Annotated in this window: 13 protein-coding genes; 7 read left to right on the forward strand and 6 right to left on the reverse strand. The window is 72.0% G+C overall.

Annotated features, from left to right (window positions below; all coding sequences use genetic code 11):
- The first annotated feature begins 454 nt into the window (after window positions 1–454).
- Together ACZ3OF_RS33580 and ptsP are read left to right on the forward strand one after the other, a co-directional pair.
- Window positions 455–904 (forward strand): PTS sugar transporter subunit IIA, encoded by a 450-nt coding sequence (locus tag ACZ3OF_RS33580; protein ID WP_361678835.1) that lies wholly within the window; start codon window positions 455–457, stop codon window positions 902–904.
- A gap of 83 nt (window positions 905–987) precedes the next feature.
- The gene (ptsP, locus tag ACZ3OF_RS33585; RefSeq protein ID WP_361678832.1) at window positions 988–2658 is read left to right on the forward strand and encodes a phosphoenolpyruvate--protein phosphotransferase; all 1671 of its coding nucleotides are present in this window, start codon (window positions 988–990) and stop codon (window positions 2656–2658) included.
- 66 nt (window positions 2659–2724) lie between these two features.
- Here the strand turns inward: ptsP and ACZ3OF_RS33590 are convergent, their stop codons facing one another.
- Both ACZ3OF_RS33590 and ACZ3OF_RS33595 read right to left on the reverse strand, forming a co-directional pair.
- Window positions 2725–3621 (reverse strand): hypothetical protein, encoded by an 897-nt coding sequence (locus ACZ3OF_RS33590; RefSeq protein ID WP_467308615.1) that lies wholly within the window; start codon window positions 3619–3621, stop codon window positions 2725–2727.
- A 22-nt stretch (window positions 3622–3643) separates the two neighbouring features.
- Window positions 3644–4927: an MFS transporter gene (locus ACZ3OF_RS33595; RefSeq protein WP_467308617.1), complete on the reverse strand. Its 1284-nt coding sequence runs from the start codon at window positions 4925–4927 to the stop codon at window positions 3644–3646.
- A gap of 47 nt (window positions 4928–4974) precedes the next feature.
- Here ACZ3OF_RS33595 and ACZ3OF_RS33600 point away from each other — a divergent pair, with 47 nt between their 5' ends.
- Window positions 4975–6294 carry an aminotransferase class I/II-fold pyridoxal phosphate-dependent enzyme gene (locus ACZ3OF_RS33600; RefSeq protein WP_467308619.1) on the forward strand — a complete coding sequence of 440 codons (1320 nt, stop codon included), beginning with the start codon at window positions 4975–4977 and terminating at the stop codon, window positions 6292–6294.
- 57 nt (window positions 6295–6351) lie between these two features.
- Here ACZ3OF_RS33600 and ACZ3OF_RS33605 read toward each other — a convergent pair whose 3' ends face one another.
- On the reverse strand, window positions 6352–8322 hold the full coding sequence (locus ACZ3OF_RS33605) for an acetoacetate--CoA ligase (protein WP_467308621.1): 1971 nt from the start codon (window positions 8320–8322) through the stop codon (window positions 6352–6354).
- 216 nt (window positions 8323–8538) lie between these two features.
- Here ACZ3OF_RS33605 and ACZ3OF_RS33610 point away from each other — a divergent pair, with 216 nt between their 5' ends.
- Entirely contained in the window at window positions 8539–10893 is a 2355-nt protein-coding gene (locus ACZ3OF_RS33610; protein WP_467308623.1) for a glycoside hydrolase family 31 protein, read from the forward strand.
- Window positions 10894–10987: 94 nt separating this feature from the next.
- On the opposite strand, the gene ACZ3OF_RS33615 is transcribed toward ACZ3OF_RS33610, so the two are convergent.
- On the reverse strand, window positions 10988–11548 hold the full coding sequence (locus ACZ3OF_RS33615; protein ID WP_361678814.1) for an NUDIX domain-containing protein: 561 nt from the start codon (window positions 11546–11548) through the stop codon (window positions 10988–10990).
- Here ACZ3OF_RS33615 and ACZ3OF_RS33620 point away from each other — a divergent pair.
- From ACZ3OF_RS33620 to ACZ3OF_RS33630, 3 genes are all read left to right on the forward strand, one after another.
- Window positions 11547–12356 (forward strand): M15 family metallopeptidase, encoded by an 810-nt coding sequence (locus ACZ3OF_RS33620; RefSeq protein WP_361678811.1) that lies wholly within the window; start codon window positions 11547–11549, stop codon window positions 12354–12356. The two genes, ACZ3OF_RS33615 and ACZ3OF_RS33620, sit on opposite strands and share 2 nt — an antisense overlap.
- A gap of 166 nt (window positions 12357–12522) precedes the next feature.
- Window positions 12523–13050 carry a Zn-ribbon domain-containing OB-fold protein gene (locus ACZ3OF_RS33625; protein WP_361678808.1) on the forward strand — a complete coding sequence of 176 codons (528 nt, stop codon included), beginning with the start codon at window positions 12523–12525 and terminating at the stop codon, window positions 13048–13050.
- Entirely contained in the window at window positions 13047–14234 is a 1188-nt protein-coding gene (locus ACZ3OF_RS33630; RefSeq protein WP_361678805.1) for a lipid-transfer protein, read from the forward strand. Before ACZ3OF_RS33625 ends, ACZ3OF_RS33630 begins: the two co-directional genes overlap by 4 nt.
- A 42-nt stretch (window positions 14235–14276) precedes the next feature.
- On the opposite strand, the gene ACZ3OF_RS33635 is transcribed toward ACZ3OF_RS33630, so the two are convergent.
- Both ACZ3OF_RS33635 and ACZ3OF_RS33640 read right to left on the reverse strand, forming a co-directional pair.
- Window positions 14277–14879 (reverse strand): GTP-binding protein, encoded by a 603-nt coding sequence (locus ACZ3OF_RS33635; RefSeq protein ID WP_361678802.1) that lies wholly within the window; start codon window positions 14877–14879, stop codon window positions 14277–14279.
- Window positions 14860–15345, reverse strand: a complete 486-nt coding sequence (locus ACZ3OF_RS33640; RefSeq protein ID WP_361678800.1) for a DUF742 domain-containing protein — start codon at window positions 15343–15345, stop codon at window positions 14860–14862. The genes ACZ3OF_RS33635 and ACZ3OF_RS33640 overlap by 20 nt, the downstream gene beginning before the upstream one ends.
- Between the last annotated feature and the right edge of the window lie 6 nt (window positions 15346–15351).

Below are 15351 nucleotides of genomic sequence, written 5' to 3' on the forward strand. Positions count from 1 at the left end.
CCCTCTCGGGCTTTCCTCCGGGCTTTTCCCTTCGGTCTTTCGTGTTTCCAGCTTAGCAGATCCGTTTTCCGTTTCTGCCACCCGCTGGAGCGGGCGTGCCGTTTCGGGAATTAACTTTCGCGCTTTCCCTTGCGGCGGGGTCAAACACTACCAGGCTTTTTCGCTCCCCCTGACCACCCCTCCGCAGGCATGCAGAGGTGTAGACCACTGGGGTTAGGATCTGGCTTGATAGGTGCTGCCGACCCACGACTCAAAGTCGCGTTGGGGTCAGGCAGGAGTACGACAGTACATCCCACCGTCAGTAGAGGCAAATCGTTTCCGGCTAGCCCTAGGTCCGCCAACTGGTACATCTCGTGCGGAACCGGGACTTCCCATGACATACGCTTCTGAACAGTACGCCGTCCAGGACAGGCAGTGACGGCGCCACACCATCTCCGCCCCTGGGAGGCTTCCCATGACAACCGTGACGTCGCCGCTTGCTGGACGCGCCATCGGTCTTGCCGCAGTACCCGACCCGGTCTTCTCCGGCGCGATGGTCGGTCCCGGCACCGCCATCGACCCCGTACGTGAGCCGTCGGAGGCCGTGTCGCCGGTCGACGGCGTCATCGTCTCTCTGCACCCGCACGCGTTCGTCGTCGTGGACAGCGAGGGACACGGAGTGCTGACGCACCTCGGGATCGACACCGTTCAGCTCAACGGGGAGGGCTTCGAGCTGCTCGTGAACAAGGGGGACACCGTGACGCGGGGACAGGCCGTCGTCCGTTGGAACCCCGCCGGCGTCGAGGCCGCCGGCAAGTCCCCGATCTGCCCCGTCGTGGCCCTGGAGGCCACGGCCGACTCTCTCTCCGATGTCGTGGACAGCGGCGACGTGAAGGCCGACGACCAGCTCTTCAGCTGGCGCTGAGGTCGGCGTCGTCCTCGTGACGACCACGAGTTCGACATTCATCGCGGCGGCCGGATGCCGCCGCTCTATCGGAGACGGGTGAGATGGAGACAACGCTGCGAGGCGTCGGCGTCAGCCACGGAGTGGCGATCGGCGAGGTCCGGCACATGGGTACGGCGGTTCTCGAGCCGCCGGCCAAGCAGATTCCCGCCGAGGAGGCGGAGCGCGAACAGGGGCGCGCCCGTCAGGCCGTGGAGGCTGTGGCCGCCGATCTCATCGCGCGCGGCAATCTGGCGGGCGGCGAGGCTCAGCATGTGCTGGAGGCCCAGGCGATGATCGCCCAGGACCCCGAGCTCATCGCCGACGTCGACCGTCGGATCGCGGTCGGCAGCACCGCCGAGCGCGGTATCTACGACGCGTTCTCCCACTACCGCGAGCTGCTCGCGGGTGCGGGTGAGTACATGGCCGGGCGCGTGGCCGACCTCGACGACGTGCGGAACCGTATCGTCGCGCGCCTGCTCGGCGTGCCGATGCCTGGTGTACCGGACAGCGACGAGCCGTACGTGCTGATCGCGCGGGACCTCGCTCCCGCGGACACGGCGCTGCTCGACCCGGCGCTCGTGCTCGGTTTCGTGACCGAGGAGGGCGGGCCGACCAGCCACAGCGCGATCCTCGCGCGGGCGCTGGGTGTGCCTGCCGTGGTGGCGCTGCCGGGCGCGGGCGAGATCGGTGAGGGCACGGTCATCGCGGTGGACGGTTCCACCGGGGAGATCTTCGTGGACCCGACCGAGGAGCGGAAGGAGCGGCTGACCGAGGCCGCCGCCGCGCGCAAGGCCGCGCTGGCCGCGTCCAGCGGTCCGGGCGCGACCTCGGACGGGCACAAGGTGCCGCTGCTGGCCAACGTCGGTGGTCCGGCGGACGTGCCGGCCGCGGTGGAGGCCGGCGCCGAGGGTGTCGGTCTGTTCCGTACGGAGTTCCTCTTCCTGGACGACAGCAAGAAGGCTCCGTCGGAGGAGAAGCAGGTCGAGGCGTACCGCAAGGTGCTCGAGGCCTTCCCCGAGGGCCGGGTGGTCGTGCGTGTGCTGGACGCCGGTGCGGACAAGCCGCTCGACTTCCTGACGCCGGCGGACGAGCCGAACCCGGCGCTTGGTGTGCGGGGTCTGCGGTCGCTGCTCGACCACCCGGAGGTGCTGCGGACGCAGCTGACCGCGCTGGCGAAGGCCGTCGAGGGCCTGCCGGTGTACCTCGAGGTCATGGCGCCGATGGTGGCCGACCGTACGGACGCGAAGGCGTTCGCCGACGCGTGCCGTGAGGCGGGGCTGCAGGCGAAGTTCGGTGCGATGGTGGAGATCCCCTCCGCCGCGCTGCGGGCTCGTTCGATCCTGCAGGAGGTGGAGTTCCTGTCGCTCGGTACCAACGACCTGGCGCAGTACACCTTCGCCGCCGACCGTCAGGTCGGTGCGGTGTCGCGGCTGCAGGATCCGTGGCAGCCGGCGCTGCTCGACCTGGTGGCGCTGTCTGCCGAGGCGGCCAAGGCCGAGGGCAAGAGCTGTGGTGTCTGTGGTGAGGCCGCTTCGGATCCGCTGCTGGCCTGTGTGCTGACGGGTCTGGGTGTCACCTCTCTGTCGATGGGTGCCGCGTCGATCCCCTATGTGCGGGCGACGCTCGCGAAGTACACGCTGGCTCAGTGCGAGCGGGCCGCTGCGGCGGCTCGGGCCGCCGACACGGCCGAGGAGGCCCGGGTGGCCGCGCAGGCGGTGCTGTCCGGGGAGTGATCCCGGTTCGTTCGTAGGTGTCGAAGGGGCTTCCCGTCACGGATGTGGCGGGGAGCCCCTTCGGCGTCAGTGGTGGGAGGGCCAGTCGTCCTCGTCGGGGGTGAGGGCGAAGCCGGCCCGGTAGTCGACGCCGGGTTCCGGGGCGATCGGTTCTCCGGTGTGGGCGTCGGTGCAGTAGGCGCTGAAGACCTCGGCTTCGGTGAGGGGTTGCAGGGTCCCTCCGCCGAGGCGCCAGCCGTGGAGGCGGTCGGGTGTTCCCGGGATCTGGGTGCGCAGGACGACTCCCCCGAAGCTGTCGAGGGCGATTCCCGCGGCGAGGACGGTGGCGAATTCGGCTCCTTCGCCGCTGTCGAGGTGGGCGGGGCCGTCCCCGTCGCGGGTGGCGTGGAGTACGGCGAGGAGATGTTCGTCGTCCGCGGGGACGCTGCAGACGAGGTGGTGGCTGCCGGGGCCGGCGGCTTCGAGGAGGCGTGTGAGCAGGCGTGCGGCGTGGGCGAAGGCGGCTCGGCCGATGTCCTGTCCGCAGGAGGCGCAGTCTCCGGCGTCGGCGAGGAGTGTGGAGGCGTACTCCCAGGTGGCGTGGCGAACGCTGGTGTCGATGAGGGTGGGGACGAGGGTGGTCATGGGCTGCCCGGTGTACGCGACGAGGGCGCCTGTGGCGGCCAGTTCGGCGGTGTAGCGGCTGCGGCTGGCGGGGCGGTCGGGGTCGATGCCGGTGTCTTCGCAGTGCTGCGCGTACTCCTCGGGGTCGAAGAGGGCGACCGTGGTGTGTCCGCCCTGGTTGGCGAGGGACTTGAGGAGGCCTTCGACCTGGCGGAGGTAGTCCGGGTGGTCGTCGAAGACGAAGGTGGCGTACCGGCGCATGGCTGTGAAGTCGTCCTCGTCGGCGAGCAGGCCGACGGTGCTGGGGACTTCGCGGCGCAGGGCGCGGCGCATGGATGTGGTGGTGCCGGGCTTGGTCATGTCTCCCCCTGAGTGCTGTCGATCAGTGCTCACTCACCGTAACCGTCGGCACTGACAGTGACGGTTTGGTGAGGCGGTCGCGGATCACACGGTGCTGTGCCGCGCCCGCGGCGACGAGGCCGAGGCCGAGGAGGGGCCAGGCGAGAGCGCCGGCGGAGATGACGCCTGTGACGAGGAGGGGGCCGGCGAAACGCTGGGTGGACTGGGCGAGTCCGTGGACGCCGAGGTAGGCACCCTGTGCTTCCGCCGGGGCGAGGGCGACGGAGAGTTCCCACGAGGCGGTCGCGTGGATGATCTCGGCGAAGGTGAAGGCGATGACCGCGGCGACGAGCGCCGTGATGGCGAGGGCTCTGCCGCCGGCGGCGGAGGCGGCGAGGGCGAGGGTGCCGACCACGAAGAGGCCGGCGAGAGGGACGAGGAGACGCCGGGCGGCCTGGCTGGTGGCCCCGAAGCGGGCGAGCGGGACCTGGAAGAGAACGACCAGGACGGTGTTGAGGACCAGCAGCAGCGGGGCCATCCCGACGGGTGCGGTGGTGGCGTGGACGATCCAGAGCGGGATGGCGACCTGGAGGATCGTGTCGTCGAGGAAGAGGGCGGCGTCGGTGGCCGTGTAGGCGAGGAACGTGCGGTCGCGCCAGGGGCTCGCCGGTGTGGCGGGTGCCCGGTCCTCGGCGGTTCGGGAGGTGACGGCGATCCGGGAGGGGGCCGGGGGTTCGGCGCAGCGCAGGGTGAGGACGGCGATGACGAGGTACGTGACGACGTTGCCGACGAGGAGCAGTGCGTAGGCGCGGGTGCTGCCGGTGGCGAGTGCGGCGGCGGCGCCGAGGCCGCCGATGGACCAGCCGATGTTGACCGTGGTGCGCTGGATGGCCTGGTAGCGGACGCGGTCGGGTCCGGCCTGGCGGGCCGCGTACAGCTTGATGAGGACGCTGCCCGCGCGGTCGGGTAGGGCGCCGAGGGCGGAGTAGAGCGTCAGCAGGAAGAAGTTGTCGGTGGTGAGGAGGGCGAGGAGCGCGCCGCCGCGTACGAGTTGGGCGCCGACGATGAGCCGGACGAGGGGGAAGCGGTCGGCGAGGCGGCCGGCGATCGGAGCGCCCGCGATGCCGACGCCGCCGGAGACCGTCATGAGGAGGCCGACCTGGCCGAGGCCGAGGCCGGAGACGTAGGTGAAGTAGAGGACGGTGCAGCCGGCCCAGAGGCCGGTGCCGGTCTTGTCGATGATGCTGACGACGAGCATGCGGCGGCCGTCGCGGCCGCCCGGTATGCGCTTGAGGACGGTGCTGTGCCACGAAGTCCGGCGGCTCACTCGGTTCCCCCTTGACCTGAGTTTTGTATTGATACATAGTTCAGTACGTGGCAACACAATATTCGATCCAGGGGGCGACGGCCAAGGGGATTGCCGCGTCCGTCGAACGCGGCGTGACGGAGGGCGAGCTCGCCCCGGGCGTCGCGCTGCCTCCCGTGCGGCGGCTCGCGGACGAGCTGGGAGTCAGTGCCGGCACGGTCGCGACGGCGTACAAGGAGCTGCGGCGTCGGGGCCTGGTGGTCACGCACGGCCGGGGCGGCACGGTGGTCGCGGAGGCGGCCTCGGCTGCCTCGCGGCGACCGCCGAGGGTCCCGCCGGGCTTGGTGGACCTGGCCAGCGGCCTGCCCGACCCCGCCTTCCTGCCGGTCCTGCGCCCTCCGGCGGAGATCCGGCCGGTGTACGGCTCGCACCGCGCCGCGCCCCGGCTCACGGCGCTCGAAGACCTGACCCGCGCCTGGTTCGCCCGGGACGGCGTACCGGCGGAGCGGGTGACGTTCGCCCACGGGGCGCTCGACTGCATCGCCCGGCTGCTCTCGGTCGAGCTGCGGCCGGGAGACGCGGTGGCGGTGGAGGATCCCGGATTCCACCATCTCCTCGACCTGGTGACGGCCTTGGGCCTGAGGACGGTGCCGGTGGCCGTGGACGAGGAGGGAATGACGCCGGACGCCCTGCGGACGGCCCTGCGGGCCGGGGTGCGGGCGCTGGTCTGCAGCCCACGCGCCCAGTGCCCGACCGGGGCGTCGTTCACGCCCCGGCGGCGGGACGAACTGGCGGCGATGCTGCGGGGGTTCCCCGAGGTTCTGGTGGTCGAGGACGACTACAACGCACAGCTCGCCGGCCCGGAGGCGCCCACATTGGCCGCCTCCGGGCTCGAGCGCTGGGCACAGGTGCGGACGGTGTCCAAGCGGCTGGGCGTCGACCTGCGGTGGGCGGGGCTCGCCGGTGATCCGGTGACGCTGGCGCGGCACGACGGCCGGATGCTGATGACCTCCGGCTGGGTCAGCCACATCCTTCAGGAGACGGTCGTCGGCCTTTTCTCCGACCCGGCGGTCGCCCGGCTGGTGGCGGACGGGGAGGTCGCGTACGCGGAACGGCGGCAGGCGCTGATCGGCGGGCTCGGCTCGTACGGGATCCGGTCGGTCGGGGCGAGCGGGCTCAATGTGTGGGTGCCCGTTCGGGACGAGTCGGCGGTGGTCAACGGGCTGCGGACGCGCGGGTGGTGGGTCGCGGCCGGGGCGCGCTTCCGGATCGCGTCACCGACGGCGGTGCGGATCACGACGTCGGCGCTGGACGTGGCGGCCGCCCGGCGCCTGGCGTCGGACTTCGCGGAGGTGCTGGGAGAGGCACAGGCGACGTACGAGGGGTAGAACTCGCGTGAGGGCGGGGGGAGTCGAGCCGCTGGGCCGCTCCCCCCGCCGCGCGTCTCACTGCGCCCGCTTGCGGGCCACCTCTTCGTAGAAGTGCAGCAGGTCCAGGTTGTCGACCGAGCCCGGGTTGACCGCCTTGGCCATCGGGGTGCCCTGGAGAAGGCGCTTGACGGGGACCTCGATGCGCTTGCCCGTGAGGGTGTGCGGGACGCCGGGCACCTCGATGATGTCGTCGGGGACGTGACGCGGGGAGAGTTCGGTACGGATCGTCTGCTTGATGCGGCCGATCAGTGCCTCGTCCAGGGTCGCGCCGTCCGCGAGGTGGACGAAGAGCGGCATCCAGTAGCCGCCGTCGGGCTCCTCGAGGCCGATGACGAGGGATTCGCGGATCTCCGGGAGGCGTTCGACCGCCTCGTAGATGTCCGCGCTGCCCATCCGTACGCCCTGCCGGTTCAGGGTGGAGTCGGAGCGTCCGTGGATGACGACCGAGCCGTGGTCGGTGATCGTGATCCAGTCGCCGTGGCGCCACACGCCCGGGAACATCTCGAAGTAGCTGTCGCGGTAGCGGCTGCCGTCCGGGTCGTTCCAGAAGTGGATCGGCATGGACGGCATCGGGTTGGTGACCACGAGTTCGCCGACCTCGCCGATCAGCGGCTTGCCGGACGGGTCCCAGGACTGGAGGTCCGTGCCCAGGCCGGCCGCCTGGAGCTCGCCGATGTGGACGGGGAGGGTGGGGACCGCTCCGGCGAAGCAGGAGCAGACGTCCGTGCCGCCGCTGACCGAGGCGATCCAGAGGTCCTCGCGCACCTCGTCGTGGAGCCAGCGGAAACCATCGGGCGGGAGCGGGGAGCCGGTCGTCGCGACGCACTTGATCGCCCAGAGGTCGAAGTCCCGGCCCGGGTGGACGTCCGCCTTGGCGCACGCCATGACGTACGCGGCGGAGGTGCCGTAGAGCGTGGCCCGGGTCCGTTCGGCGACGCGCCACTGGGCGCCCGTGTCGGGGTAGCCGGGGCTGCCGTCGTAGATGACGACCGTCGTGCCCGTGAGCAGGCCGGAGACGAGGAAGTTCCACATCATCCAGCCCGTGGAGGTGTACCAGAAGAACACATCCTCGGGGCCGAGGTCGCAGTGCAGGCCGAGCTGCTTCAGGTGCTCGATCAGAATGCCGCCCTGGGACTGCACGATCGCCTTGGGCAGACCGGTGGTGCCGGAGGAGTAAAGCACCCAGAGGGGGTGGGAGAAGTCGACCTGCTCGAAGACCGGCTCCACGTCGGCCGCCGTCAGGTCGGCCCAGGTGAGAGCCCTCTCGGGGGCCTCGGTGCCGAGGAGCGGGATGTGGACCACGGCGCGGAGCGTCGGAAGCTCGGCGCGCAGCTCGGTCACGGTGTCGCGGCGGTCGTGCTCCTTGCCGCCGTAGCGGTAGCCGTCGACCGTGAACAGGACGACCGGCTCGACCTGCTGGAAGCGGTCCAGGACGCTGCGCGCGCCGAAGTCGGGAGCGCAGGAGGTCCAGACGCCGCCGACGGCGGCCGTGGCGAGGAGGGCGACGACGGCCTCGGGGATGTTGGGCAGGTACCCGCTGACGCGGTCGCCGGGGCGCACGCCCAGGGCGCGGAGCTCGGCGGCGAGGGAGCCGACCTGTCGGCGCAGCTCGGCCCAGCTGATGGGGCGCGGCTCATGTGTCTCGTCCACATGGAGCAGGGCCGTGTCATGGGGGCGCTCCTCGGCGGCGCGCAGGGCGTGCTCGGCGTAGTTGAGGGTGGCTCCGGGGAACCACGTGGCGCCGGGCATCGAGCGGTCGCCGAGGACACGCTCGTACGGCGTGGCGAAGCGGATGTCGAACCACTCGGCGACGGCCTGCCAGAACGACTCCAGCTCGTCGACCGACCACCGGTGCAGGGCCGGGTACCCGCCCTCGGACGGGGCTCCGTGGCGCTCGGCGGCCCAGGCCTGGAAGCGGGTGACCGCGGCGGCGGCGATGCGTTCCTCGTCCGGCTGCCAGAGCGGCTCGGTGTGCGCTGATGTCATGGGGCGGTTCTCCCTGGGCGTACGCGGGTCTGCGTGTGTCGCGCGCACGTGCTGGGGTGTGCGCGTGACGCGGCTGACAGGGACGATGCCATGTGATCGTCTTTCGCACCAGGGTTCCCCGCCCATGGTCGGACGGCTGAATATGTGCTCCCACCACGGGTGAACGGCAGTTGAACGAACCGCGCACGGGCCCTGGCGACTGGCAGGGTGAGCTGCATGGACGGTCGTGAGCTGGTGCGTTCGGTGAGGGTGTTCGGATCGGTGCAGGGGTTGCGGGCGGTGCGTTCGGCGTGGCGGCAGCGTCGGACGGATGCGCGGGGGTTGCCGCCGAGAGGGGCGGAGCGGGCCCGGGTGCCGGGACCGGTGGGCGAGGCGAAGCCGATGCCGGGCGGGGGGATCGTCCGGTTCGCCCGATCCGAGCTGAGGGTCTGTGTGTCGGCCGGGGGCACGGTCTTCTGGGGTTGGGACGGGGCCGAGGCGCTCCCCTCGTACGCGTTGGCCGGCGAGGCACCCGAGCCCGACCCACGGGCCGGGCTGGAGCCGGACACCGACGGCGGATGGCGGGTGGTCTCGGAGCGGGTGACGGTGGCCGTGTCCCGGCACGGGGCGGTGGAGATCCGTACGCCCGGTGGTGTGGTGCTGCGCCGGGATCTGCCGCCGCGCTGGTGGGAGCCGGTGTCAGGGGGGCCGGCGCGGTGGGTGCAGCGCAGCGAGGTGCCGGCGGACGCGCGGTTCTTCGGCCTCGGCGGGCGGGCGTCGGGGCCGCGGCTGCGGAACGGTACGTACCGGCTGTGGAACACCGACCCCAAGGGAAGCTTCTCCCCCGGCGACGATCCGCTGTACATCACGATGCCGGTGCAGTTCGTCGTCGCGGACGCGGGGACGCATCTGGCGTTCCACGACAACTCCTGGGACGGCCGGGTCTCCCTCACGGAAGGCGAGGAGGGGGCCGGGTCCGGGCACGACCGGCCGGGGACCAGCGAGGTCCGGATGGGCGGCGGGCCGCTGCGCTGCTGGGTGGTGGTCGGTACTCCCGCGCGCGTGCTCCATGGCTGGGCGGCCCTGACGGGGGCTCCGGCGCTGCCCCCGTCCTGGGCGCTGGGTCCACAGCACGCGCGGTGGGGGTTCGGCAGCGCGAAGGAGGTACGGCGGGTGGTGGGCGGGTACCGCGAGCGCGGCCTGCCGCTGTCCGTGCTGCACCTGGACATCGACCACTACGACGCGCACCAGGTGTTCACGGTGGACCGCGAGCGGTTCCCGGATCTGCCGGGGCTCGCGGAGGAGCTGCGCGAGCAGGGCGTACGGCTGGTGTCGATCGTCGATCCCGCGGTGAAGGCGGAGCCGGGGAACTCCGTGTACGACTCCGGGGCTGCGGCAGGCGCGTTCGTCCGCGACGGGCGGGGCGACGAGGTCCACGGGGTGGTCTGGCCCGGCGAGTGCGCCTATCCGGACTTCACGGACGCGGCGGTACGGGAGTGGTGGGGCGGGCTGTACGAGGAGCGGCTCGCACAGGGCTTCTCGGGGATCTGGCACGACATGAACGAGCCGGTCTCCTTCTCCCCCTTCGGGGACATGACGCTGCCACGCTCGGCACGGCACGCCCTTGAGGGGCGGGGCGGGGACCACCGCGAGGCGCACAACGTGTACGGGCTCACGATGGCGAAGGCGGGCTACGAGGGGCTGCGCCGGCTGAGGCCGGACGAGCGGCCCTTCCTCTTCTCCCGCTCGGGGTGGGCGGGCATGCAGCGGTACGGCGGGACCTGGTCGGGCGATGTGTCGAGCGGGTGGCCCGGGCTGCGGGCGTCCCTCTCGCTGGTCCTCGGCCTGGGGCTGTGCGGGGTGCCGTACTCGGGGCCGGACGTGGGCGGTTTCGACGGGAGTCCGTCACCCGAGCTGTTCCTGCGCTGGTTCCAGCTCGGGGCGTGGATGCCCCTGTTCCGTACGCACGCGGCGATCGGCGCGGGGCGGCGCGAGCCGTGGGAGTTCGGCCCCGAGGTTCTGGAGCACGCGCGCGTGGCGCTCGCCGAGCGGGAGCGGATGCGGCCCTACTTCGTGACCCTCTCCCAGCTCGCGCGGCTGACCGGGGCACCGTACATCCGTCCCGTGTGGTGGGGAGCGCCGGAGGACCGGGCGCTGCGGGACTGCGAGGACGCGTTCCTGGTGGGCGACGCGCTGCTGGTCGCACCGGTGCTCGCACGGGGCGCCGACCGGCGGGCGGTCCGGCTGCCGCGCGGCCGCTGGTACGACACGGCGACGGGGCAGGCGTACGAGGGGCCGGGGCAGGTCCTGCTCGACGCGCCGCTCTCCCGTATCCCGGTGCTCGCCCGAGCGGGGGCGGTCGTACCGGTCCGGGGCGAGGACGGTGGGCTGGAGTTGGAGGTGTGGGCGCCGGCCGCCGGGCGGACCGGCGGGGGGCTCGTCGTACGGGACACCGGTGACGGATGGGGGGCTGCCGAGATCGAGCGGTACACGTCACGGCTGGTGGACGGCCGGGTTGTGGTGGAACGCGTGACGGACGACGGACCGGTCGAGGCGGGGCTTCCGGTGCGGGTGCGGGAGGTGAAGGGGTAGGGGTCGCGGACGGGCGACCGGACATCGGATCCCGGATGTTGGATGTTGGATGTTGGATCCAACATCCGTGATCCGGGATCCGGCCGCGTTCCCCTCAGGCGTACGCCCCCGCGAACCAGCGCCGTACCGCCTCCGTGTGCAGGGGGAACCCCAGGTCCGTCGGCGCGTGGAGAACGTGCCAGCCGGTCGTCTCGTCCGTGGGCACGGAGGGCGGGAGTTCGGCGGCCGCGCGGGCCGGGAGGAGGCCGAAGAGGAGCAGGTGACCGCCGGTGGAGCTGAGTGCGTCGGCGAGCCGGACGTCCTCGGCCGGCGCCTCGATCCCGGTCTCCTCGCGCAGTTCACGGACGACGGCGTCCCGCCAGTCCTCGGCGTGGTCGATGAAGCCCCCTGGCAGGGCGACCTCGCCCCGGGCGGGCTCGATCGTGCGGGTGATGACGACGAGGCCGCTCCCCCGGTCGTCCGTGACGGGGAGCAGGGTGACGGCGACGGGCAGCGGGTTGCGGTAGGCGACGGCGTGGCACGCGGCGCAGGTGCGGGGCCAGCCGGCGGCCTCGGCGTAACGGGTGCCGCAGCTGGAGCAGTAGGAGTCCTTCACGTCAGGACCGTATGCGATCACCCTTTCCCGTGCCCCGCGAACCTGATAGACGGTGCACATGACAGGACTTGCTTCCGTTTTCCGTGGACTCGCCGTGTCGGCGGCCGCCGGGCTGCTGGCCGCCACCGCCGCCGTACCTTCCGCGCAGGCCAGACCGGAGCCGAAGGCGCCGAAGGAGTTCGTGGCGCTGAGCTCGGTGGACCGGACGATCATTCAGGAGATGCGCTACACCACGGAGCACAACTTCGTGGGCGAGCGGGTCGACGGCTACCGGCAGCCGCTGTGCATTCTGACGCGCCCCGCCGCCGAGGCGCTGCACCGCGCACAGCTGAAACTCCTCGCCCGGGGCTACTCGCTGAAGGTCTACGACTGCTACCGGCCGCAGCGCGCCGTCGATCACTTCGTGCGATGGGCGCAGGATCTGGCCGACGAGCGGATGAAGAAGGAGTTCTATCCCCGGGTCGACAAGTCGAGGCTGTTCGAGGACGGTTACATCGCCGAGAAGTCCGGGCACAGCCGTGGTTCGACGCTCGACGTGACGATCGTGCGGCTGCCCGCCGCGCCCACCCGTCCGTACGTGCCGGGCGAGAGGCTCGTGGAGTGCTCCGCCCCGCGGGACCAGCGGTTCCCGGACAACTCCGTCGACATGGGCACGGGATTCGACTGCTTCGACACGCTCTCGCACACCGACGATCCACGGATCCAGGGCGCGCAGCGGGCCAACCGGCAGCTGCTGAAGGGGACGCTGGCCGAGCAGGGTTTCGTGAACCTGCCCGAGGAGTGGTGGCACTTCACCTTCAAGCCGGAGCCGTTCCCCAGCACTTTCTTCGACTTCCCGGTGGCGCGGCGGTCGGTGGCCGGGCACTGACACCCGGAGCGTGACGAGCGGCCGGGACCACCCCCGTGGGTCCCGGCCGCCCGTTCGCATGTAGGGACGCGATAAGGGCCCGTACGGTTCTCAGCTCGCGACATCCGTGGCAGACTTCCTGACGCTTCGTCAGATGAGGGTGGTCTCGGGGTCGGGGAGGACCGTCGTGGCACGGACGCGCAGGCCGGTGGTGGCCGGATGGTTCACGGACGACAGCGGCGGAGGCGTGGCCGGTGGGAACGGGACCGGCGGTGACGGAGCCGGCGGCGCGAGCGAGTTCCGCCTCCTCGGCACCCGCTGTACGGCCTGCGCCTCGGTCTTCTTCCCGCGCGAGGACGCCTGGTGCCGCAACCCCGGCTGCCCCGGCGGGGGTGAACTCGTCGAGACCCCGCTCTCGCGGCGGGGCCGCGTGTGGTCGTTCACCGACGGCCGCTACCGCCCGCCCGCGCCCTATGTCTCCGACCCCGACGCGCCCTGGGACCCGTACACCCTGATCGCGGTCGAGCTGGCGGCCGAGGCGATGGTCGTCCTCGGACAGGGGGCGCCCGGGGTGCGGACCGGGGACCTCGCCGTCGGCATGGAGGTCGAGGTGGTGCCGGGCGTCCTCGACGAGGACGACACCCACGTCTGGACCACCTGGCACTGGCGGCCGGTGCACGCGCGCGTGGCGGACGGGACGGAGGAGCGGTCATGAACGACATCGCCGTGCTGGGTGCCGGAATGCACCCGTGGGGCAAGTGGGGCCGCAGCTTCGTCGAGTACGGTACGGCGGCGGCGCGGTCCGCGCTCGCGGACGCCGGGCTCGACTGGCGGGACGTCGGTTCGGTGGTCGGCGCGAACACCATGCGGTGCGGCTACCCGGGCCATGTGGCGGGGGCGACGTTCGCGCAGGCCCTCGGCTGGCAGGGCGCGCGCGTCACCAGCGTGTACGCGGCCTGCGCCTCCGGCGCGCAGGCCGTCTCCACCGCGCGGGCACAGATCCTCGCCGGCCTGGCGGACGTGGTGCTCGTCGTCGGCGCGGACTCGGCCCCCAAGGGCTTCTTCGCCCCCGCGGGCGGGGAGCGGCCCGACGACCCCGACTGGCTGCGCTTTCGGGTCCTCGGGGCGACCAACCCCGCGTACTTCGCGCTGTACGCCCGTCGCCGCATGGCCCTGTACGGGGACACGGTCGACGACTTCGCCCAGGTGAAGGTGAAGAACGCGGCGGCCGGAGCCCTCAATCCGCTGGCGCGCTACCGCAAGGCGGTGAGCGCGGACGAGGTCGCGGCCTCGGCCGTCGTCGCCGATCCGCTGCGGCTGCTCGACATCTGCGCGACCTCGGACGGGGGCGCGGCGCTGGTGCTCTCCAGCCTGGAGTTCGCCCACCGTCACGGGCATCGGGCCCCCGTCCGTATCCGGGCCGTCTCCACCGTCACACCGACGTACCCGAAGGCGGTCCTCGACCTGCCCGACATCGCGACCGACTCGGCGGTCGCCGCCTCCCCCTCGGCCCACTCCTTCCGCGCGTCGATCGCACGTGCGGCGTACGAGGAGGCGGGGATCGGGCCCGAGGACCTTTCGCTGGCGGAGGTGTACGACCTGTCCACCGCGCTGGAGCTGGAGTGGTACGAGGACATCGGCCTGTGCGGGGCCGGTGAGGGCGCCAAGCTCGTACGGGAAGGGGTCACGTCCCTCGGCGGACGCGTGCCGGTCAACACCAGCGGCGGTCTGGGGTCGTTCGGCGAGGCCGTGCCCGCCCAGGCCATCGCGCAGGTCTGCGAGCTGACCTGGCAGTTGCGGGGCGCGGCGGGAGACCGGCAGGTGCCCGGGGCGCGGGTCGGGATCACCGCGAACCAGGGGCTGTTCGGACACGGGTCGGCGGTTGTGGCGGTGCGCTGAGCAGCGGCACCGCCACCGCGTGGCGTCCGGCGCGGCCGGGTGTCAGGTGGTCACGGGCGTTCCCTGGTCCGCGAGGACCAGGGCGTGCTGGACGACGGCCACGAGGACGTTCTTCACCGACTCGCGGTCGCGGGCGTCGCACATCAGCAGCTCGACCTCGGGGTCGAGGTCGAGAGCCCCGCGGACGGTCTCCGCGGGGAACCGCCGTGCGCCCTCGAAGCAGTTGACCGCGACCGTGAACGGGATACCGCGCCGCTCGAAGTAGTCGATCGCCGCGAAACTGTCCTCCAGGCGGCGGGTGTCCGCCAGCACGATCGCCCCGAGCGCACCCTGTGCGAGCTCGTCCCAGAGGAACCAGAAGCGGTCCTGTCCGGGCGTGCCGAACAGGTAGAGGACGAGGTCCTCGCGGAGCGTGATCCGGCCGAAGTCCATGGCGACCGTGGTGGTCGACTTGTTCTCCACCCCGTGCAGATCGTCGACGGGCCGGCCCGCCTCGCTCAGGACCTCCTCGGTGCGCAGCGGTCTGATCTCGCTGACGGCGCCGACCAGTGTCGTCTTGCCCACCCCGAAACCGCCCGCGACCAGGATCTTCAAGGTCACCGGTTCGACGAACGGCTTGGTGCGGCTAGAGCGCCCGAAGGCCATTGATCACCTCGCGGAGAATGCTCACGTCCGGCAGCTCGGCCGGCGGAACGGGGCGGGTCACATGGACGAGTTCGTCCTCGACGAGATCTCCGACGAGGACGCGGACGACCCCGACCGGGAGGTCGAGTCCGGCGGCGAGTTCGGCGATCGACTGGGGCGTGTCCGAGCAGCGCTCGACGATCTCCACGTGTTCCGGGGAGAGCGTCTGGTCGCGGCCGGGGTCGTCGGCGGCGGGCTCGGGCACCACCACGGCGATCAGGTCGAGGCGGTGCCGGGTGGCGGCGCTGGTCCGGCCACGGGTCATCGCGTACGGACGGACCACCGGCCCGGCTTCGTCGTCGAACCAGTGGTGGGCCGGCTGCGGCGCCTGGTCCCAGGATTCCGCGGCGTGGGCGCCTTCGGTGGTGCGCTCGGCCGTGCCCTCGGCCGTCCCGGTGGCCGTGCCCTCAGTCGTGCCGTCAGTCATGGAGTC

The organism is Streptomyces sp. NPDC022552 (genome assembly GCF_055561875.1).

What these genes read in the sequence shown, in the direction of transcription:
- ACZ3OF_RS33580 (WP_361678835.1), top strand. Translation starts at nt 455, where the DNA reads ATGACAACCGTGACGTCGCCGCTTGCTGGACGCGCCATCGGTCTTGCC.
- ptsP (WP_361678832.1), top strand. Translation starts at nt 988, where the DNA reads ATGGAGACAACGCTGCGAGGCGTCGGCGTCAGCCACGGAGTGGCGATC.
- ACZ3OF_RS33590 (WP_467308615.1), bottom strand. Translation starts at nt 3,621, where the DNA reads ATGACCAAGCCCGGCACCACCACATCCATGCGCCGCGCCCTGCGCCGC.
- ACZ3OF_RS33605 (WP_467308621.1), bottom strand. Translation starts at nt 8,322, where the DNA reads ATGACATCAGCGCACACCGAGCCGCTCTGGCAGCCGGACGAGGAACGC.
- ACZ3OF_RS33610 (WP_467308623.1), top strand. Translation starts at nt 8,539, where the DNA reads ATGGACGGTCGTGAGCTGGTGCGTTCGGTGAGGGTGTTCGGATCGGTG.
- ACZ3OF_RS33620 (WP_361678811.1), top strand. Translation starts at nt 11,547, where the DNA reads ATGACAGGACTTGCTTCCGTTTTCCGTGGACTCGCCGTGTCGGCGGCC.
- ACZ3OF_RS33615 (WP_361678814.1), bottom strand. Translation starts at nt 11,548, where the DNA reads ATGTGCACCGTCTATCAGGTTCGCGGGGCACGGGAAAGGGTGATCGCA.
- ACZ3OF_RS33630 (WP_361678805.1), top strand. Translation starts at nt 13,047, where the DNA reads ATGAACGACATCGCCGTGCTGGGTGCCGGAATGCACCCGTGGGGCAAG.
- ACZ3OF_RS33635 (WP_361678802.1), bottom strand. Translation starts at nt 14,879, where the DNA reads ATGGCCTTCGGGCGCTCTAGCCGCACCAAGCCGTTCGTCGAACCGGTG.
- ACZ3OF_RS33640 (WP_361678800.1), bottom strand. Translation starts at nt 15,345, where the DNA reads ATGACTGACGGCACGACTGAGGGCACGGCCACCGGGACGGCCGAGGGC.